Origin of the sequence: Natronorubrum sp. A-ect3, from assembly GCF_041821125.1 — an archaeon.
GTDB classification, from domain to species: Archaea; Halobacteriota; Halobacteria; order Halobacteriales; family Natrialbaceae; genus Natronorubrum; species Natronorubrum bangense.
In genome coordinates, this window is the sequence record NZ_JBGUBB010000003.1 from 310,250 (window position 1) to 331,408 (window position 21,159).

General features: G+C 55.9%; 13 protein-coding genes. 11 read left to right on the forward strand and 2 right to left on the reverse strand.

The features are described 5' to 3' along the window. Positions 1 to 74: 74 nt before the first annotated feature. Positions 75 to 2,912 carry a UvrD-helicase domain-containing protein gene (locus tag ACERJA_RS13460; RefSeq protein WP_373608779.1) on the reverse strand — a complete coding sequence of 946 codons (2,838 nt, stop codon included), beginning with the start codon at positions 2,910 to 2,912 and terminating at the stop codon, positions 75 to 77. Beyond that, on the reverse strand, positions 2,909 to 5,536 hold the full coding sequence (locus ACERJA_RS13465) for a PD-(D/E)XK nuclease family protein (RefSeq protein ID WP_373608780.1): 2,628 nt from the start codon (positions 5,534 to 5,536) through the stop codon (positions 2,909 to 2,911). The genes ACERJA_RS13460 and ACERJA_RS13465 overlap by 4 nt, the downstream gene beginning before the upstream one ends. Before the next feature lie 470 nt (positions 5,537 to 6,006). Here ACERJA_RS13465 and ACERJA_RS13470 point away from each other — a divergent pair, with 470 nt between their 5' ends. From ACERJA_RS13470 to ACERJA_RS13520, 11 genes are all read left to right on the forward strand, one after another. After that, the gene (locus tag ACERJA_RS13470) at positions 6,007 to 6,168 is read left to right on the forward strand and encodes a hypothetical protein (protein ID WP_373608781.1); all 162 of its coding nucleotides are present in this window, start codon (positions 6,007 to 6,009) and stop codon (positions 6,166 to 6,168) included. A 497-nt stretch (positions 6,169 to 6,665) separates the two neighbouring features. Further along, positions 6,666 to 6,908, forward strand: a complete 243-nt coding sequence (locus tag ACERJA_RS13475; RefSeq protein ID WP_373608782.1) for a hypothetical protein — start codon at positions 6,666 to 6,668, stop codon at positions 6,906 to 6,908. 752 nt (positions 6,909 to 7,660) lie between these two features. Beyond that, the gene (locus ACERJA_RS13480; RefSeq protein WP_373608783.1) at positions 7,661 to 8,071 is read left to right on the forward strand and encodes a hypothetical protein; all 411 of its coding nucleotides are present in this window, start codon (positions 7,661 to 7,663) and stop codon (positions 8,069 to 8,071) included. Between the two features lie 53 nt (positions 8,072 to 8,124). After that, complete coding sequence (locus ACERJA_RS13485; RefSeq protein WP_373608871.1) at positions 8,125 to 9,798, forward strand: hypothetical protein; 1,674 nt, start codon at positions 8,125 to 8,127, stop codon at positions 9,796 to 9,798. Beyond that, a complete protein-coding gene (locus tag ACERJA_RS13490) occupies positions 9,795 to 10,634 on the forward strand; it encodes a hypothetical protein (protein ID WP_373608784.1) in 840 nt (279 codons plus the stop codon). The genes ACERJA_RS13485 and ACERJA_RS13490 overlap by 4 nt, the downstream gene beginning before the upstream one ends. 2 nt (positions 10,635 to 10,636) lie before the next feature. Continuing rightward, positions 10,637 to 11,779, forward strand: a complete 1,143-nt coding sequence (locus ACERJA_RS13495; protein ID WP_373608872.1) for a hypothetical protein — start codon at positions 10,637 to 10,639, stop codon at positions 11,777 to 11,779. Then, a complete protein-coding gene (locus tag ACERJA_RS13500; protein WP_373608785.1) occupies positions 11,780 to 12,880 on the forward strand; it encodes a hypothetical protein in 1,101 nt (366 codons plus the stop codon). Then, positions 12,877 to 15,051 (forward strand): VirB4 family type IV secretion system protein, encoded by a 2,175-nt coding sequence (locus ACERJA_RS13505; RefSeq protein ID WP_373608786.1) that lies wholly within the window; start codon positions 12,877 to 12,879, stop codon positions 15,049 to 15,051. Before ACERJA_RS13500 ends, ACERJA_RS13505 begins: the two co-directional genes overlap by 4 nt. Continuing rightward, positions 15,044 to 18,679: an ATP-binding protein gene (locus tag ACERJA_RS13510; RefSeq protein WP_373608787.1), complete on the forward strand. Its 3,636-nt coding sequence runs from the start codon at positions 15,044 to 15,046 to the stop codon at positions 18,677 to 18,679. The genes ACERJA_RS13505 and ACERJA_RS13510 overlap by 8 nt, the downstream gene beginning before the upstream one ends. Next, a complete protein-coding gene (locus ACERJA_RS13515) occupies positions 18,676 to 19,560 on the forward strand; it encodes a DNA primase (RefSeq protein ID WP_373608788.1) in 885 nt (294 codons plus the stop codon). The genes ACERJA_RS13510 and ACERJA_RS13515 overlap by 4 nt, the downstream gene beginning before the upstream one ends. After that, positions 19,557 to 21,068: a primase-associated protein gene (locus ACERJA_RS13520; protein WP_373608789.1), complete on the forward strand. Its 1,512-nt coding sequence runs from the start codon at positions 19,557 to 19,559 to the stop codon at positions 21,066 to 21,068. Before ACERJA_RS13515 ends, ACERJA_RS13520 begins: the two co-directional genes overlap by 4 nt. Positions 21,069 to 21,159 lie beyond the last annotated feature (91 nt).

Below are 21,159 nucleotides of genomic sequence, written 5' to 3' on the forward strand. Positions count from 1 at the left end.
GCCAAACTGTTGTCCCGACCGGATCAAGCGTGCGTTCGCGTTCTCGGCTTGTTTCGAAGAAAACGTCCTTGCTGCTACTCTCGGATTTCAAGGAGTTCCGCTAGATCTTCTTTTGAGAGCGGCTCCATCTCGACCTGGCTGTCCATCGCCGAATAGTAAATTGCGGCACTCACGTCTCGACCCTCGAACCACTCATCGAGTGCGTGATAGTACACGCTAAGCTGCGTTCGATATTCCGACTCTGCGTGACGCCCCTGATCTGTTTTGTAGTCGATGATCTCAACCCGGTCGGATGTCACATGGACGAGGTCGACAACCCCGGAGATCGTCACCTGATCACCATCACTCTCGAGTGGCAGATACACCTGTTCTTCGACCCTGAGAGTACCCTCGAGCGAATCGAGAAGCTCCGTGATATTCCGTTCGTCGTCGTTTTGAGGGACGACGTCTCCTCCGAGAGCGTACTGTTCGGCGAACTCGTGGACTGACGAACCGAACTCTCGTCCTCTCCCTTCCTCCACATCTTTGTAGACCTCGTCGCCCATTAGCGAGTGAGGCGAGTATCCGTCAGGACCGTCCGGCTGTGGGATCGACACGGTCAACTGTGACTGCAGCGTGTCTCGAGCGCTGTCGATGTCGACTGCTGGCTCGAGTGGGTCGATATCGACAGGCAACTCCTCGAGGAACGTATTCGGGTCGTCGCCAGCCGAAAACAGCAGGTGATCTTTTGCTCGCGTCATCGCGACGTAGAGCAATCTGCGCTCCTCGTCGGCCTCCGTTGGCTGACACCGTCTCAGGACGTCAGTCCGCCAATTATCATAGACGTGGGGGTCGCCATGGGCCTCAGCATAGCACTTGCGCTGGCGAAGCCCTGTGAGTTCGGAGTACGTGATCGTCCCATCCTGTCCGCCAGCAGGCGGGAATTTCCCGCTGTTCATGTTCCCGAGGATCACGATTGGATGCTCGAGTCCCTTGACCGAGTGGATCGTTTGGACGGTGATCGCGTTGGTCCCTGCTGCAGCGTGTACCTCCTCGGTGTGTCCAGATTCGATCCCCTGTTCGATGAATCGGATCAGATCACCGAGCGTCATCGTCGTCGCGCTGTGAACCGACTGGATCGTCGTGAGGATCACGTCCGCTGTCGACCCGTCGTACCCGTACCGATCGAATATCCGTCGTGCAATGGCGTTCGTGGTCTCAAGGGCTGCAAGCTCTGTGCGGAACGCCACCATATTCTCTGGGTAGGCCTCGTGCTCGAGGATGTGGCCGATCTCGTCGAGTGTGTAGCCAGCATGCTCGAGGACGACCGCCCAGCCTCTGTCCGCGTCGGTCTCGAGGATACGTAACCAGGCAAGCAGAAGTTTGGCCTGATCAGTTCGGAAGAGCTCGATTCCACCCTCATACGCCGTTGGAAGTTCGTATTCCTCGGCGACAGACAGTAGGTCTCGACCAAAGTCGCGTGTTCGAGTCAACACTGCGATGTCGCCATACTCAGGAGTACGGAGCTCACCATCGTCCTCGACTGCGTAGGCGTCGTTCCCGACGATCTCCTGAACCTTTGTCAGGATTCCCTCGTGTTCATCGTCGTGTTGGAACGCTTCGATCTGTGAGTGTTCGTGCTCTGTGTTTGAGGACAGTGAGACGACCTGTTCGCGGATCGCTTCTCGATCGATTGCGTCGCGGCTACTCGCTGGGGTGACGAGAGCGTGCTCCGAGAAATCGAGGATCTTCTGGGTCGAGCGGTAGTTTTGCTCGAGTTCGATCCTAGTTATCGGCTCCAGTGGGAACGAAACGCGCTCGGCGTCATCGTTCAGGTCGGTCGTGAATCGATCGAGGCGTGAGTCGAACTCGGTGATATTCTCAATCGCAGCGTATTGGAACGAGTAGATGCTCTGTTTCCAGTCGCCAACGACGCAGACGTTGTCCGTTCCAGCAAGTAGCAGCGAGAGCTTGAACTGGATCTCACTCGAGTCCTGGAACTCGTCGATCATCACGTACTCGAACTCCAGTGACTTGCGGAGTTCGTCATCCTCACAGAGGAGGACGAACGCGAAGAGCTGGAGGAACGAGAAGTTCAGGTAGTTTCGCCGGAGTGCGAACTCCAGATACCCGATGTAGATATCATGGACGAATTCGATGAGATGCTCGCGGTCTTCAGTGAAGGCTCGCTCGGCGACCTCATCGGGAACGGCCTTTGTGCCACGTGGCCCTCGCAGCTCCGATCGATCGGGTGCATCAGGGAGATAGCACTTGTTTTTGCCATACTGACCGAGTTTCGACCGTAGCGTCGACTGTTTACTGCCGCCGTTTCGAGGCTGATTCAGTTCGTCGAACAGCTCTTGGAACGCGCCAAAGTCGCCCTCGAGATATCGATCACTGTCACGATACCAGCCGTCTGCGGTCGGGAAGACGCCTTTGGCTGCGAGGTTGTTGATGAGATCCAGCAGCTCTGTTGGTTCCGAAAGACATCGGAACAGGTCGTCGTATTCCGAATGCTCGTCGGTGAACTGGTTGATGAACTCCTGGAAGTACTCACGCTCGATCGTCTTGTTCTCAAGGACCTGTGTTGAGCCAGTGATTGCATCATCGATCCCCAGATGTGTGGGCGCGTGGAAGCCGTGTTGATCGAGGATATCGTTACAGAGGCTGTGGAACGTCTGGATCGGTGCGTCCTTCAGCGCCCGCATATCGTAGTCACAGTTGGCGACGATGCGGTCTTTCATCTCTGTCGCTGCGTTGCGGGTGAAGGTGATCAACAGGACATCATCCGGTTCTACGTCGTCCTGGGAGACGATATTCGCGTAGCGGCGGGTAACTGTGAACGTCTTGCCGGTCCCAGCGCCGGCATCAACGAGATACAGCCCCTCTGTGCTCTCGATGAGTTCCCGCTGTTTCGGATTCGGTGCCGTCATCGGGTCACCTCCGTCTCGTCGGCCGGGTCATCGGTCGCACGTTTTGAGGTCAGAATCATATCTCGGTTGTCCACATATCGGTAATTCGGCTCACCTGCTCGTCCTTCGACGGGGAATCGAGAGTCGCCGCGGCGATATCGGTTCAGTTCCTCGAGTTGGGCATCAATGAACCGCTCGAATTCGTCGAGATCCTCGACGAAGTAGCCCTCCTTTCGGTAGCCACACAGGTGTCTGAATGCCTGCATGCAGCCATTTGTGACGTACTTGTAGTCACCGACGGCCTCGATCATCCGCTCGAGAAGTGCGTTCCCGAACGGTGAATCGGCCATCTCATCTGCATCTCGTGTTCTGGGTGGTTGATGCGCGTCGAATGCTGCCCGATACTCCTCGTAGCTTGTCTTCGAGAACGTCTTGTTGCAATCGTTCGGTGCCTCTTCCCGAAGCGCTTCGAAGACGGCTCGTGACTGAACGAATTCGTCGAACGGGATTGGATGGTACGTAATCGTGGTCAGACACTCATCGAGAGTCCCCTCTCCTGTGACGACGTCGTCGAGCGTCTCGAGGAAGTGGAAGAAGGTGAACTCGAGTTGTTCGTCTGGCCGCTGGCTCCGATAGTAGGTGAGATAGAGCAACGCCTGGAAGTTCGGCTGATCGCTCGGTGGCTCAATTGCTGCGCGTTTGAGTACCTGCGACGATGATTTCTTGTTGCCGCTTTTGAAGTCGACCAGCTGTGTCGGCGACTGCACGAGATCGATCTTCCCTTTGATTCCACGGTCGTCGTCCTCGAACCACCGTTCGGTCGCTGGGGAATCAACTGGTCGGTCGAAGTATGTCGCAAAGAAATTCTCACTGCTACGTGTGGGCGTGAGGAAGTCGGTATCCGACGGCGTGTTCTCCTCGAGATAGTCGACGATCGTCTCGAGGCCAACGCGATACTTCGTCCGTCGCGTGGCGAGATCGACGTCACGGTGGAATGGCCGTGTCTCCTCGAGCATGACATCGGTGACCTCCTCGATGACAGCGTCATCGACGAACTCGGGATGGTTGACGACGAACTCTGCGAAGTCGTGGAAGAGAGTCCCCTCGAGGAAATAATCCTTGTCAGGGTTGTCGACGAGCCGTCCGAAAAAGTAGTCTCGAGGGCAGTTGGCGTACGAATTGAGACTTGATTGGCTGAGTGCCGTCTCTGGCTCGATGTCGACGTCGATTGGCTCCTTGTTGAATCCCTCGTCCGTCGATCGGAACGTCCGCGAATACCGAATCGACTCTAAATCGCTGAAGCGTTCGAACTCGACATCAAGGAGGTCTTCAAAATACAGACATGGCGTTACGGGCGCCCCACCAGCGGTGTCTTGAACGAGATAGTACTGATCGACACCGCTCTGAAGAAGCGACTGGAACTGGTCGAGATTCCGGTCGAACTCTTCGTCACGATCGACCCACGGTCGCTGCGGTGATTTGTGCGTCCAACGCTCGTCAAGGCCGAGGTAGAAGACGACTGGTCGATCGACAAACGACGCCGATTTCGCATCGGCTAGCAGGACACCGTCGTTTTCCCGATCAATTGGGACGTCGTAGGTCTCGAGATAGAACGTGAGTCGGTCGATGGCATCTTCGGTGATCGGTTCGTTGAGGAGTCCAAGCTGTTCGAGTTCCGCTCGGAACGTCTCGAGCGTACACGAAGCGCGTTTCTCGTAGGTGTCTAGTGCGTCGCCGATGGTGAGTGTTGCTGCTCGATCGCAGAAATCATGAAGCCACTTGAGCTCGGGGTCATCGACCTCGAAGAGACGCTTTTCGTTGTGTTCGACGTCGATAGTCGTTCCAAGACGGGTTAGGAGCGGTTTCACGGTCCCGATACGAGTATCGGATCCCGAAATCGTACTCCGGAGAAGCTGGATGACGGCTCGATGGTCCTGATCGTCGGTAAACGATGGCCCACCGTAGTATGGGATCTCTGTGGCTTCGAACGCTGCCTCGATGAGCGGCGAATACTCGCTACTCGCATCGAGAACGACTGCAATATCTTCGGCGTTCTCTGGCGTGACCGTATCGAGGACGGCATCGACGATTGCTGCCGGCGAGTCAAAAATTCGAACGGGAGGCAACTCGAATCCGTCGTCGCAGAACCGGTCGACAGCGTCGTATTCCGTGGGGAGGATTGATCGCTCGAGATTCGTCAGCTGCCGTTCGCCGATGACGGCCACTGAATCGTACTCCTCGCGGTCGATCTGATACTCAGTGAGCGTTCGCGACGTCGTCTCGAGTGATTTGATGCAGTCGACGACAGTCCGTGTTTCCGGTGTATCGAACGCATCGTACTCGAGGATTGCATCGGGGCTGCCCTGATACTCCCAGCACTGGAGTACGTTCCCGATCGCATAGGCCGCCTGCTTCCAGTTGAGATCGGTTTGACTGATGACCTCGAGGAAGGCCAGCCTGTCTTCTGCTGTCTCTCGACGTCTAGCCGCGAGTCGGCGTGGTGTGATCGCGAACGGGCCGAAGTGGGGGTGCTCGAGGCGTCGATTGAGTGCACTTGCTAACGGGGCGTCGGGGACGATGACGAGATCGTATTCGGCTACCTCCTCGTATAGCCGATCGATCGGTTTCGACCGCTTGATTGACACGGTATACCGATTACAGTATTCGACAATAAGTCTGTATATCGGGCCAATCTAGCGATTCGGGGTCGGATACTGGTCTGAAGTGATGGTGATTTTACTGCACTCTATCTCACACGCCGTCTGTGACACTTGCTGAATAGGTTGAGTGAGTCGTGCGAGATACAGCGCCCTCTCTTTCAGCTAACTGGTTCATGATGGTGAATGACAAGATGGGTGTCTCAAAGCTCACCCCCTCCCCCCGTCATCGATGTGTAAATCAAGCCTCCTCTTGATTGCTTGTGTGCCCGAATGACATAACCCTGTCACTATTCTCTCCACACCCCACCATCGATGTGTAAGCCATGCGTCTCACACCCCGCCTTCGAAGTGTAAATATCATCCTATACCCTCCGTCATCGATGTAAAAACCGGCATCTTCTGGCGTTTTCCGTGATGCTTCTTGTCGATTTTTGATTCGCACCTCGAGTTCTCAGGTGAGTCGAACCGCTCGGGTCCCCTACCACCACGAACTGGATAAGCAGTTCTCGGTGGACTTCGTCAGCCCTGAGCTGGAGGACGTAGGCGAGCGCGTCATCCGGTACGAAGGGCACAAATCGGTCAATCTCTCCCAACTCCGCGTAAAACTCGAGCGGTAGAGAACAGAGACACCACCACCTCCGCTGTTAAGTGACGGCGTTGGGGAAGCCTATACAGCACCATGACTTCCGCTGTTGGAACTATTCAGTGATTCGAGTGGTGGAGAGAAGACCCCCACACCACCGCTTCCGCTGTTAGCAACGAGTTGTCGGGGGATACTAGGCGGGGAGACACACCATCGCTTCCGCTGTTTGTGTTGCTCAGTCGAGAGAGCGGCAGGTCAATCCTTGTTGCGACCTTTCTAGATACTAAAGGTAATTTTAACTATTCTACACAATAACCATAACTGCACGCTGTTATCACCGGATCCAAATCATCCCCTCGAAGAGGGAGTGATGCAGTTGTTTTCACTCCTAACAGCGGAAGTGGTGGTGTGGGGGATCACTCCAGGTAGGCCTCGAACGTCGACAACTACTTCGCCTACGTCCGGGCGTTCCTCTCGTGGTCCGTCCGAGAGCAACACCTCGAGTCAAATCCGGCGAACACGAACACCGCGATGAACCCGCTCCCAGAGGACGACGGGAAGCGCAAGCGTCAGTATTGGTCTCAAGAAGACCGCGAGACGTTGCTCGAGTACGTCACCACGCGTGTGGAGATGGCTCTCGAGAGAACCATCCGGACCGATGTGGAGACTGCCTTTCGTGATCGGGCTATCGTCGTAATGCTTGATGGCACGGGGGCGCGTGGTGTGGAACTGTTTGCCGACTCGAGTGTTCGGCGACCGATGTCGAGAAAGTGAGTGATGAGGTGCTGTGGTTCAAGTCCGGGATTCACGTCTACGATATTGTTGATCTTGCAGAGGAGTTTGCTCTCGAGACGGACGGACAAAAGTTCCATTCCGATTAACAGTGTGTGAGAAAGCTGAAATACGTTCACACGCTTCAGACACCGTGTTCACCGGGAGATTGAGCTCACACTTGGCAACCAAGAGACCAAAGATTCTGCTACTCTAGCGTGTTTGAGACACGGCCAATCGCTTCTTCAGCGCGATTTTGCTCGAGTTCGTGATCACACTTCGCTTGTTTCCACGCTACGAGTCCGTAGCCTATTCCGAGACTCCCTCGAGTCGATTTGGGGACTGACCCTCGAGTGGGTTAAGAGAGTATGTTGGCAGGTCTGGAGCTGGTGGCTTTGCTGGGCCGTTACTCATAGTTTCCCCACAGGATCCGACCACATCATTCTGTGGGATAACTCGAGTAGATATTCTGGCGTTAAATATCTAAAAATTTGAATTTCATTCCCTCTTTCTAATTTTCTGACTGTCAATAAAAGTAAGCAGCCAGATAACTATTTTCACCACACATTTAAGAAATACAGAAGATATTTACTCGGTCTCAATAGACCAACTCTCGGTAATCAAATGCAAAACATATTGCATAGAGTGAATTTATTCTCTCCAATACGACTTCACGGAAGTACTTCCAGAGATAGTGCCGTTTTCCCTGACCCGTGCCACGATTCTGATCGACATTACTTCAGGCGCATCTCTCCATGACGACGGTGAATCAAAGTACAGACGAGCGGAGTGACTCGAGTGCCCGCAGACAGCGAGTTCTGCGTAGTGGGGTTGCAGCCTTCGTTATGCTCTCGATCGTTGCCGTTGACCCTGTTCTTGCACAGGACAGTGTCGTCTGTGATGCGGAAGGGTTACCAGATATGATCTCTGGGTTCTTCCAAATCACGACCGCTCTCGGTATCATGGGATTGGTCGTAGTGTGGCAGGCTGATTCGCTTGTTGAGATGTTTACGATGAATATCGAACAGAAGAAGAGCCTCAAACAGCACAAGCGAACAGCGCTGAAGTCCGCGGTTATTCTCGTAATCCTTGGGCCGTTGTATACGGTTGCTGGCGCTGCGATGGGGCTTCCACTCGCGGAGTGTGTCAATCTCGTGCCGTGGTAATTTCAGAACACTTGCAGCGATAATCACAGTCCGTGCATCAGAAGACCCCTGTCGTGGTTGCCGTCGTCGTTCTTGCTGTCGCTACGCTTGCGTTCGCTAGTGTGGCTGTGAGTGCCGAAAATCCACCGCGACCAGGAACCGACGAGAGTGATTTGGACGTCAATGAGACGGCGACACTGTGGTCGAAGGCTCCGAACGAATGTCTCAGCGAGGCCGAGTACGCAGAGCGCTATGACGAATCGCGAACAGCCATGCAGGAACTCGGAGACTGCACGGATCTGACGTTCAAAGAGCCGCCAGACACGGCTGAGCGTTGGACAGCATACGATTACGAATCACTCGAGGGCGGTGACACAGAGACGTCGATCTATCCGTCACATGCCGAACTCACAGATTCTGTACTCATCGCCGATGCCCATGCAACGACGTTCGCGGTCCAGCCGTCGACGAGAACACATCTCGACGCCAACGAGACGGTTCATTACATCGCCCCAGAAGGCACGCTGCGAGGATTTGTCGATTATCGAGTCCGTCTCGATAGCAACTCGTCAGTCCAAAACCACGGTATCGACGAAGTTCGACTTCTGCATGATGATGACGTCATCGAGACCGTCGGAGGTACGCAGACACCCACCTTCGAGTATGCGTTCGACCACGGTGGGTCAGCAACGCTCACCCTCGAGGCGGATATCACTGCTCGAGTTGAGCAAGATCTCGGCAACGAGACAGAGTTGGTCACCGACCAAGTGATCGTCTCTCAGGATCTCGACATCGAAGTCTACGATCTGCAGGCGACGGTCTATCATGCATCGTATCCGAACGGCGACAGCGGAGTCGCGATCTACCAGGATCAACCGTGGCATGGCTACACGCTTTCGGATGATGGCGAAGCGAAGGTCCGTGGTGTGTGGCGATACTACACTGCTCGCGACACCGGCTGGGACGAACTCACGCACTCGACTCGAGCGAGTAGAGAGACGGTCACCTCTGATGCACTCCCAGTGTATGTGCATGCATACCCGTCCGAATTAGGTCCGCGGACAGAACCAATCCGAGATGGGCCGAATATCCTCGAGGTGTGGGGAACAGAGAGTTCCTCGCCCGAGTCGGCGATTCACGAGAACATCGATATCGAGGTGGTTTCTGAGGCCTATACGCGATCGGACGGACTTGCCCTTCGCTACGAGGACATCGAGCGGGATGCGGTCGCTGTTGATGGGATCGTTCGCGGTGTCTCCGCAGATATCGTCGAACCCGACGGTGGCTCAGAACGAGAGATCCGTGAGAGTGATCTCTCCGTTGAGATCATCAAATCGAATGCCACCGCTGTGACGCTCCAGGTCGAACTTCGTGACGCAGAGACGGGAACGCCGATCATGCTCGAGAATCCGTTTGATCTCCCACGATTCTCACTTATCGGCCACGAGTCACGCCAAGGCTACATCACGATTGGAGATCAGCAGGTCCGAACGGACATCACCGGCACTGCTGAAGTGACCGTCACTCAACCCGGAATCTACACTGCAGAGTATCACCCCGGCTCGTGGCGGTCACACAGCCCAGCATACCTTGGTGATACTGCTACAGAGACGTGGCATCCGTTGGCGACGCCGACAGGCTGGTTCACGCTCTTAGTCGACGTTGTTCGTTATGCACTCCCGTTTGCAGTCGCGCTGTACGCTGCCAAGCGAATTGGCACCTTTCTACAAATGAGAGATACGTTATGACAAATCAACAGAACACGATACACAGACGCACAGCTCTTGGAAGTATTCTTGCCGGGATTAGTACCGGACTTGCCGGCTGCACCAGTTCGGGCGATGGCAGTGACGACAGGTCAGCTGACAGTGCTGGAGATGTTATCCAGAGCGTCGATGTTGACGGACTCGAACTGGTGATCGAACTTGAGCGAGATGAGATTGATCAGCTGAACGTAATCGCCCCCTCTGGTGATCTGTTCTCACAGCAAACGATTGAATCGGGGGTGTCCCAGGTATCGATCGACGTTGGGACAGACTACTCTCCCGGAGAGTACGAAATTATTGGCCTCGCGGATGAGGAGTCAGTCGAGGCAGTACGAGTTTCGCTCGAACCGGACCTCAAGCTAACAGAGCTTCGACTGGGTCGAGACCATCCCGAGGAGATGTACGATGGAGCGAGTGACTCTCAGATCGATGCCGAAGCGATCCTTTCTGTGACGAACCAAGGAACCGGCCCGACTGCAGTTACCGCTCTTCGATTCGAAGGCGATGTCCCGTTTCCGACCCACGAAAGCTACGATGAGAACGATGAGAGTGGTATCTATGACCCAGAGAACGATTTCGGAGCGGACGCTGACTCGATAACAATCCCTGCTGGTGAAACAGTTCTGGTCTACAGTAATTCACGGCCCTTCTCACCAGCTGGTACACGCTCGAAGTGTAATTCAGTCGGTCGTAATGGGCAGTTCACTGTCCACCTTTTTGCAATCCACGATGCAGCGGACATCACTCTCGAGTACCTGATACACTACCTCAGTTCAGATTCGGAGGACTGCGTAATCGAAATTGAGGAGACTGCATGAAACTGGCATGGTCTCTCTCAGATATCGGGATTAAATGGTTCGAAGACGCGATTGACAAACTTATCGAATGGTTCCAAGAGGGACTGACAGATGGCTACAATGCGGTCACAGCCCAAGTTTTTGGGACGCCAACACCGGAAACTGACGGCGGATTCGTCTTCGGTGTTCCATCGAACACTCCCTGGGCAGAGATCCATAGTAGCCTCGTTGCTGGTGAGATGATGCTTGTCGCATTATTATTACTCGTAATGTGTGTCCAAGGGCGACACACCATTCGAATCTTCAATATCGGTAGTGCGTACGAGACTCGAAAGACGAAGCGAAGTGCTTGGACGGGCGCGTTTCTGATCGTAACTTGGTATTGGATCGCTGTTCTAGCTCTGTATCTGATTGATGGCTTCACAATTGCACTTATTCCAGACGTTTCGGTAGTCACGGACACGATGATTGATCTGCTTTCGTTGACGGTTTCTAACCCAGCTCTTGCGCTCTTTCTTACGGGGGTTGGTGCTGTCGCGATGTGGATCCTTCAGGCCCTCTTCTTCCTCCGGGAAATCATGTTGTACATCCTCATTTACGCGATGCCGATCGGCATCGCTCTGGCCTACGGAAACCTTCCTGTTGTCTCCCATATTGCCAGAACGGTCTGCATGAAGTTTGCACCACTTGCGATCATGCCGCTCCCAGTAGCACTGCTGTTCAAAGGCTACGAGCTGCTCTTCAGTGAGGGAACTGATTCCGCGCTCGTTCCAGATAGTTCGTTCCTGAGCTATCTTATCGCGGTCACACTGCCACTTCTCTCGATCATCATCGTCTGGAAGCTGTTCAAGTATGCCAGTCCGATGACGACGAAGATCATCGGGGCAACGACCAAAGGTGCTGTGACGGCTGGCGCAGCCGTTGGGGCCGGTGTTGTTGCAGGCCCTGCTGCCGCAGCCACGACTGCGGCGTGGGGGCCGAAAGCGGCTGCTGGCTATACGGCTGCGTCGAAGATGCGCCAAGGCGGTGGTTCATCCCAACAGTCTGGAAACTCGAGCAGCGGCAGCGGAGGACGAACCGACCACGATAACGTTGCGACAGACGCGTACGGCCAGGAAGGCGTCCCGGCGTACCGTCGCACCGAGAACGATCCGGGGTACTACTGAATGACGCAAGATCACGATGCAGCTGGCCGTCGAATCATGGACGAACTGGGTGAAGAGAGTCGGATTCCGATCTTGAATATCGAAGAAGGTGACGTGTATGTCCTTCTTGGGTTCCCGATCGGTGGCCTCCTCTTCGGTGGCCTCACGGGCCTCGATGGTGCGATTCTGCCGTTCGTCCTCCTCGGTGTTGTCCTCGGCGGATCGATCGTCTACGCATCACCCAACCATCTCCCGGCGTCGACGTGGCTGGGGGACGTCTACCGCCACTACTGCAAGCGGCCTCAGTTCACCTACAGCACGGAGGCCACGACAGAGCCCACCGAAGCGAGTACCGAGGGCGGGCTCGTGAGCTATACGCCGTTCAAACCGGACGAGCGAACACAGGATCTCACGAACATCAGGCGAGCGTGGCCTGGTGCCGGTGCAATCGAGCGCTCAGATGGCGCGATGGAGGCCTACCTCGAGATCGATCCCGGGAACATGGACTTCGCGATGTCCGGCGACTGGGCACAGATCCAGCAACTCGGCGAGGAGTTCGCGAACAAGGAACTCGACTTCACACTCAAATTCCACGCAACAACTCGCTCGTTCCCGGTCGGGAAACTGATCGACAGGATCGACGGTCGACTCACCGATAGTGACGTCAAGCAGAATCCAATCTTCAAAGAACTACTCGAGGAGTATCGCGAGCAACGTCCGCGGGACCTCGAGGGGACCCAACAAGTACGGTATTTCATCGGCGTCGAAGTTGATCCCTTCGAGGTCTACGACCGGTATCAGGACGAACAATCACCTGCGGAAAAACTCACCTCGTTTCCGGTGGTTGGCTTCCTGTTCAACCCGTTCGTGACCCGTCGCAACGACATGACCGACGCGGAGATTCGAGCCGCGATGTTCGAGAAACTCGAGAACCGCTGCCACGGTCTCCAGACGGAGTTCATCCAGAAGGCAGCAGGCTGGTCAGCTCATCGACTGACGACGGTCGAACTCTTTGTCCTCTCGATGGACTTCTGGAACGGCGAGGAACACGAGTACGATGACGGTTCGGATGCAATCCGTGATCATCCAACGGTTGACCACCAACGGAGGGTCGATCAATGATCGATATGCTCCCGCTTTCGATTGGTGAGCAGGTCCAGGGGTTACTTCCTGACCCAGCAACTCAGTCCGGATTCGCCGTCTACATTGGGGTGACAGCGTTGGTCACGCTACTTGTAAAAATCGCATGGGACTACTGGCGAGCCGAAGATGTCGAAGAAGTCGAGTTGATCGATCTTCTCGAGGAGACAACCGTCGAAGACGGTCTCGAGGAGGGGGAATTCCTCGACGATATCGCTGAACAGCATCAACAGGCGATTGCGCCAGCGGCGATCGAGTGGGATACGCGTACCGCTCGAGTCGGTGATCAGTGGACCTCCACACTCTACATCGCGGATTATCCGGATTATCCGAAAGACGGGTATCTGACCGAACTCTTCGAGCTCACGGACGTCGAGTTCGATCTGACGGTCCATATCACACCAAAGAGCCAGCAGCAAGCTCGAGACGAACTCCAGCGGGTTGCCGACGATCTTCAGGCTGACGCTGACCTCGAGAGTACTGTTCGAGGGAGCTATCTTCAGGAGCGGGCCAACGAGGCGCTATCGACGTACAAGAGCGTCGAGAATGGAAGTCGGGTGTTCGAGCAAGGCATGTTCATCACGGTTCGAGCAGAGTCGCGTGACGAACTTCGTGACGCTGTCCGGACAGTTCGGAGCCGGCTTCGTGAACAACCCGCTGGACTCTCGCCGAAGACAGCCATCTGTAAGCAAGACCTCGCCATCCAGGCTGCAGCCCCGATCGGCCCCAACCCGTTCGGCCGGGAGGCCACAGCGCTTGGGGGTGCGGTCGGTGCGTTGCTCGCGTCGCCACACAACGCCACGATCCTCGAGGATGGCGGCGTCGAGTTCGGCGTGCACTGGAAGAACCAGAGCCCGGTCGTCATCGATCCGTTCGCTCGAGAGAACGGTTATGCGATGTTCACGATCGGCGACCCTGGTTCTGGGAAATCGTTCGGCTCGAAGCAGAACTTCATCCGCTCGATCGAACAAAGCGAGGATCGAATTGGGATCATCCTCGAGCCACTCAATAACTGGGCCGGCGTCGCTGAAGCCCTCGGTGGTGAGCGAATCACAATCGGCGGGGAGATGGGATTGAACCCACTCGAGATCAAGCCGACTCCCGAGCGCGTTCAGCGGGCGATGGGGAAGGACGCCAGCCCATATCGCGAAAAGCTCGATAGCGTGATGAGCTTCCTCTCGAACTATTTCGCACTTCGGGGGATCACACTTGGTGACCGCCGGACGACGTTGGAGACCGCGATCGAGCGTGCATATTCACGCAACGGAATCACCGACGATATCGCGACTCATCACAACGAGAGCCCGACGATGCGGGACGTCCTCGATATCCTCGAGGAGATGGTCGAGGCACCGACGGAGTACGTCGTACGGACGGACGAGGAAGCGACGAAGATCGGTGAAGACGCGACATGGCTCATCGATCAGCTTCGCCCGTTCGCAGAAGACGGCCGGTACGAAAACCTGGGTCGAGAGACAGAGTTCGACATCCGCGACGAGAAGGTAATCTATCTCGACCTCGCCCAGCAGGAAGGAAGTCTCGGTGGGAGCACGAGTCTCGTCATGCAGTTGCTGATCTCGCTGGTCTACGAGCGAGCGAAGGAGACGGACAAAGAGGTCGTCTTCGTCATCGACGAGGCTCGGTACATCATGCAGGACGCAGCGAGTCTCGAGTACCTCGAGATCGTCTTCCGACATCATCGTCACCACAACCTCTCGATCCGACTCGTGACCCAAACCGTCGACGAGTTCTTCCAGCATCCAGAGTCCGAGGCGATCATCGACCAGTGTGCGATCAAGCAGTTCCACCACCTAGACGGGATGGACCGCGAGTGGGCCAACGAGTTCGGCCTCAACTCGGCACAGATGCGCTTCGTCCAGGAGGCCGTTCCCGGCAACGACCGGACGGGCTATTCGGAGGCACTCGTCGGCGTCGATGGTGAGTGGCGGGGAATCGAAGTTCGAGCAATGGACGACGAGACGGCTGTGATCGACTTCGATCCGAAAGCCCAGTCTCAGGCAGAGTTGCCAGGCCGTTCAGCAGACACACCTACAGAGCTATCTATGAATACTGATCCAGCAACCTCACACCACGTCTCAACTCCACCACAGACCGATGGCGGTAAGCACGGAGGTGAGTCAGACCATGAGTAACAACGAATATCTAAAGGTGACGCCGACATCGGGGTCACTCCGCCGGTCGGATATTCCGGCCACCCTCGAGAGCCTTCATAAGCTGTCGAACCCAGCGGCAGAGAGTTTCTGGAGCCGGCTGAGTCCCAGAGTGGACACAGCTCCACCGACGTTCGAATTCCTTGCTGTCTCTGCAGGTCCTGATGCACCAGTAGAGTTCTACTATGGGGTCAACCAGGAAGAACACCTCAAAACACTTGAAAAGCGCCTCCAGTCGATTTACCCGACCACGTTCACCGTGGCGCGAACAGAACTCGATCTTGAGCCGATGCTCGGATTGCAGACGGAAGTCTCGAACGAAGATACCTCCGAACAAGCGGAGCAGGAGACTTCGGACGGCGCACGTTCGGCTGATCTGGCCGAGTCCAACTTGAAAGAGATTGATGAGAATGATGGAGGCGATGAACGGATAGAGCACACACCGTTTGGTGTCGAATGGCTCGGTAAAGCCGGACGCAAAACTGACTGGATGACGACGATCACGCCGTTTGTGATCGACGAGCCCGATGAAGAGTACGAGTCAGAGCGCCCACCACTGTCTGCCGTTGTCGAAGTACTCCATGAGATGACGGCGCCGACCGTCTATCAAATTCTCTGGCAACGCAAACCCGACTGGCGAGACGATGCTGAAATCCGCCAGTCAAATCTCAAAGAGGGGCGCGATACGTGGTCAGAAGAGTTCATTGGCTCATGGTTTGAGCCTGTAGACGCTGATCCTGCCGATCGGGAACTGTCTCGGGAGACAGAAGATCGGATTCAGCGGATCGACAGCAAACACCCGCGGCGAACGTTTACGGTCAATGCACGGGCGGTTGCGATGGCTCGACCGGATGAGACCGATATTCGGGCAGAACTCGACCAGTTGAAGGCTTCGTTGGATCCGCTTGATGGCCCGTTCTACGAACTCTTTGGTCGGCGCGTTCGAGAGAAAGGATTCCTCGATCGGCAGAAAGCCAAGCGAGCGCAGCGCCATCTCGAACGAGTTCTCACTGCCGAAATCGTCACTGGGGGCCGGAAAAAGCGGTTAGATCTTGTGTTCAATGCAGATGAACTCGCGAATTTGATCGTTGTTCCAAGCGGTGACGATTTGACGGTCGAGGGCTCTCGTGGAGCGCGTTCAGAACAGCGCAGTCGCAATCCACTGCCCCGACCGAATCCCGATTTAATGGCCCAGTTCCGTGAGGGGATGGCGATCGGGTATGCACTTGATGAAAATAGTACTATCCAACCAGATCCGATACGGATTCCGCCAAATCTCTTAACCAGACACTACGGCAGGTTTGCATCAACTGGGGCCGGAAAGTCGAAGGCCATCATCAATGATGCGCTGTCTCTCAGAGAGACGACAGGTGGACCGGTTATTATCGTCGATCCGAAAGGCGACGGGATGTGTGCGAACTATCTTCGCTGTCACTACGAACGGTTCAGCGGATTGGACAACACCTATCAGTTCTGCGTTCCCGAAACACTCCCTGCTTTCTCTTTCTTCGATATCCGTTCGACACTTGAAGCGGGGTGGAGGCGCGGGGATGCGATCCAAGACAAGGTCGATCACTTCCACGACATCATGCGGATGGTCATGGGTCGTAAAAAGTACGAACAGGCGTTCGTCGCCAACGAAATCCTCAGCTACCTCATCAAGGCGCTCTTCGATGAGGAATACGGTAGTGACGCCTTCGGCCTCGATGATCTCTTTGCGGCTGCGCTCCAGATGCAACGCGAGCGGACAGTCCCTCCTGTCGCTGCCGAGAATCAAAATGTCGAGGAGTCGCTTACGCGCCACTTCGAAAAAGATGATCGGCAATTCCAGGTGTCGATGGACGCCGTTGGGAATCGCCTCGACAAGCTCAGAGAGGACGCACACCTACGGCGTATCTTCAGTCACGTTCCGGAACAGGGCAATGGCGACGAATACGTCGACAACAGATTCGACTTCCACGAGTTCCTCGAGGAAGATGCCACAATCTTGTTCGACTTGGGTGATCTCCGGCCGGAGGCTCAGCGAGCAATTACCCTCCTCCTGTTGAGTAACCTCTGGGACGCGGTGCGGGTGCGTCGACGTGATGGGAAGACAGACTACGAGAATCTCACCAACCTGATCATCGAGGAGGCAGCCCCCGTCGCTTCAACGAAACTCGTTTCCGAGCAGCTGCTCCCCCAAGGTCGGTCGTTCGGCCTGAGCATGGGACTGGTGATGCAGTTTCCCGGACAGGTCAGGAATCGAAGCGAGCGTGCCTACGACGAGGTCCTCAACAACATCAAAACGAAGCTCATCGGGAACATCTCCATCGAACGTGACCTTGCTGAGTCGCTGGCCCACGAAGACCTGAGCCCGACTGACCTTCGAAATCGGATCAACACGCTCCCCAGCGGAGAGTGGATTGCGCAACTCCCGAGCCCGTCATTCGGGGAGACAGGTCCAGCCCCCTTCTCGGTGAAGCCGCTCCCGATAGCAGCCGGCCATCCAGAGAGCGACGAACCGCTCTCTGTCGAACAGGAGGACCACTTCGAGACCGTGGCCCTCCCTCGACTGTCGGAGCGAACACAGACCCAGTACGGGCTTACTGAAGCCCCAAGCAAATCAGAGGCAGCCGACAATGAAGGATGGGGAAGTGGACCGAACGATGAACGGTCGACTTTCACAGACTCGGCTAGCTCTGTGGACTCGACGCAGTCGTCGTTCATCGGACAAGCAACCAGTGGTTCAGCAGCCGGCGAAGACGGAGAGAAAGAAGCGGACACTACCACCTCACTGTTTGGAGATCCCGAGTCAACTGCGTTAGAAGTGCCAGCCGCTGAAGCGGAGGAGACAACTGTCGATGAGAACGGATCGTCGCCATTACAGTCGCCAGTACAGGCTGGTGGTGTAACCGTCCCGGATAACGAGCTTCGACGGCGCGGGCTCACTCATGACGACGTTAGATTCCTGACTCGAATCCTCGACGTCATGAATGGCGACTCATCAGACTACACACTCTTGGATTCGATGAGTGCGTTCAACAACGACTTTGACGACCTGGACGTGCAACGGCTCGTCGACCAAGACCTGCTCGAGGAAAGACGAGCGTGCGGTCGGAAGTACTACACCGTCCTTCCGGCAGGGCGTGAACTGCTCGGCCAGAAGCTCAAGGTCGGCCCTGGTCAGGGAGATATCGGCGAAAAGACGCCGCACAAGGTCGGTGTGAAACTGCTCGAACTGTGGTTAGACTCCCACGAAGACGTCGAACAGGTCGAATCTTACTACGAGTACAATAGGGGAACGATATTCGACGTTGCCGGTTTCGATGCTGACGGAGAACTCGTGTGGGTCGGTGAAGCCGAACTCGAGAGTAACAACAAACACGCGCCAGTCGACGACTACGATAAGCAGAGTGCGGTGGACGCAAACGCTGTCTGGGCGTTCAACAGACGCGAGACAGCCGTGGAGGTATTAGACTGTCTCGCAGAGGCCGATCGGATAGAACGTAGTGTGAGTGGCCGTACAGCCCGATCGTTCTCCGACATTCGAGAGGCCGTTGAATCGTTCGATGCAGCTGGGCTGACGACGATTCGGAGCTTCAACAAACTAGACCAGGAGTTCAATTCATGACGTGGCGCCAAGCAACTCGCGAAGAGATCTACAGGTACTACACCGAGGAGTTCCCCTCGTACTGTGACGAGCTCCCGTCGTTCATCACAGCGAAGGGGCCGAAACAGTACGCGCTTGCGTTTCGAGACCCCCACCCGGTCCGGAAAGATGGGGTCCCTGACAAGGACTTTATCCGACGAGATACGCGGCAGACGAACGTCTCAGGTGAGTGGACCACGGCGGCGTTCCACAACTTCGACGACGTCCTCGAGTTCATCCACCATCCAGCACGCAACGATCCACTCGGTCGGAGTGACTTCGCGCTCGCAGATCCCGACTTGCTCGACAAACCAGACCCATGTCCTGATGCGGTCTACTACGCCCTCGATCACTGGGAACGGCCATGGGTACTCCTCGTCGATATCGACGCGAAAACGATAGCTCGAGAGCGAGCAACGCAAGCAGTATCGGACGAGGATGTTTCGGGGGATGGTGAGGAACTGCTCGAGGCCGCGGGTATTCTCGAAGCAGACCCAGCAGGCTACCCGTATTGCTTCGAGGATATCGGACGGACCATCGAGTACGGCTTCGAGGTGCGAGAGATCTTCGAGGACGACTTCAACGCCAAGGAGACGATGGTGATGTACAGCGGCCAGGGCGTTCACGTCTATCTCCTCGATACTGATCTCGCTCATCGGTACGATGCCAAGAGTCGGGAAGTGCTGAACGACCTTCTGCAAGACACCTATGAGATACCTATCGACCCCGTGGTTACCGCCGACCGCCGTCGGGTCGCCCGGCTACCCTATTCATTGCATGCTGACGTCTGTAGTATCGTCACGCCGATCGAAAGCCCGAACTTCGACGTTCGGTCTGCAACACCGGAGGTGCTCCAGGAATGAGCCGGTCGACCCCTGTCAAGGACGAGCGTACCGCCTACCGCGTTGCGACGCTCCCGCTCGAATACGGCACGACGCGGATCAACCAGCTGTTCACGCGGGGCTACAATCGCTACATCGTCGATGGCGAAGAGCAACCAGAAGACCTGTTGAACGACCTCGAGCGGTTCGGGACGGCCGCATTCAAAGAAGACATCAGAGCCAATGCCGCAGAAGAGCCCTTCGTCGACGAACCGGGAACACTCGCCGTGCTCGCGACGTTGAGCGCGATCTGCGTCAAGGCACACCCGAAGTTCGAGCACGCTCCACCGCGAAAGGTGCAGGTCCTCTACGATATTCGCGAACTGTACGTCAACAATCTCGCCTCTCTCCTTCGAGAGTTCGGCGATGAGAATCTTCAACAGGATATCGCAGAGGTGCTGTACGCGAAAGCCCCTGGAGAGGATGGTCCACACCCCGGCCGTGTTTGTACAGGAATCAAAGAAATGCCCGAGTTCGGTGAGGGGTTGTACCTCGAAATCCCGATGGCTGCGGCGTCAAGGAACTGCCTCGTTCACGCCGACAAGGAGACAGGAGAGACCGGGGAACTGCTCACTCGCGTCAAGAACAACTGTCTCTACGTGCCAGCCGGTGATTTCGATACAAAGTATCGCGAGTACGCCAGACGCGCGTTCAAGAAGCTCCTGCGAGTCCAAGAGGAGAACTTCTCTGAAGACCAGCTCACGTGGCTGACGACAAATGAATCGGCCATCACAGAGCGCATCGACCGCTTCATCCAGACAGGACACCACGAACGAATCTGGCGAGACTGGGACCCCGGTGAGCGAACTATTCGTGTGCTTCAGGACGCAATTCGAGACGCTCCAGACGAAGTCGCCATGCTGGGAGCGTTCCACTCGGCGAAGGAGCTGTTTGAAGCAGTGGAGGCGTACGATCCGGAAGCGGACTGGAAACGGGATGTGTGTAATCGTATCTCGAGTCCCCGGAGCCTGGGGAATCTCCTTGCATCCCAGCGCGACCACCGGAGCCTCACTATCCGACAGCACGGAAATACGAACCACTATCGGATTCAGGAGTCTTCGCGTGGCGTCCAGCCGCTCACCGTCGAGTCAATCGAGGACCTGTTTGAGCTTCCCTGTATGGCGAACATGGCCGACCGCCTCCACGAGAAGAAACCTGTCCGGAAGGACCTGTACAACTTCGCCCGGATGGTAATGTGGCTGCCACAGTACCAGGATAGCGACCTCGAGACGACTGTCTCGGATCTCAAGGACGTCTTCTCGCGGTGGCCGTGGTACGACGAACAGGTCACCGACTACCAGATTCGCTATGAGTTCTCGAATACGATCGGTGGCGACACCCCGCTTCCAATGAACTGCGACAACGATGATATACAGCGCTACTGCATTGGGCAAGAACAGTGTCCATACTCCATCTGGGGAAGTCTCCCCTTCCCAGATGAGATGTACGACCAACTGAACGAGATGGGGGCTACCGGAGAGGAATTTTAGGGGCGTGCAAGATACGGGGCACGAATGTTGCACGAGGGAGAGCGCGATCAATGCAAAGGAGCGAACGCTCGGTACAGGAGAAAGAGACAAA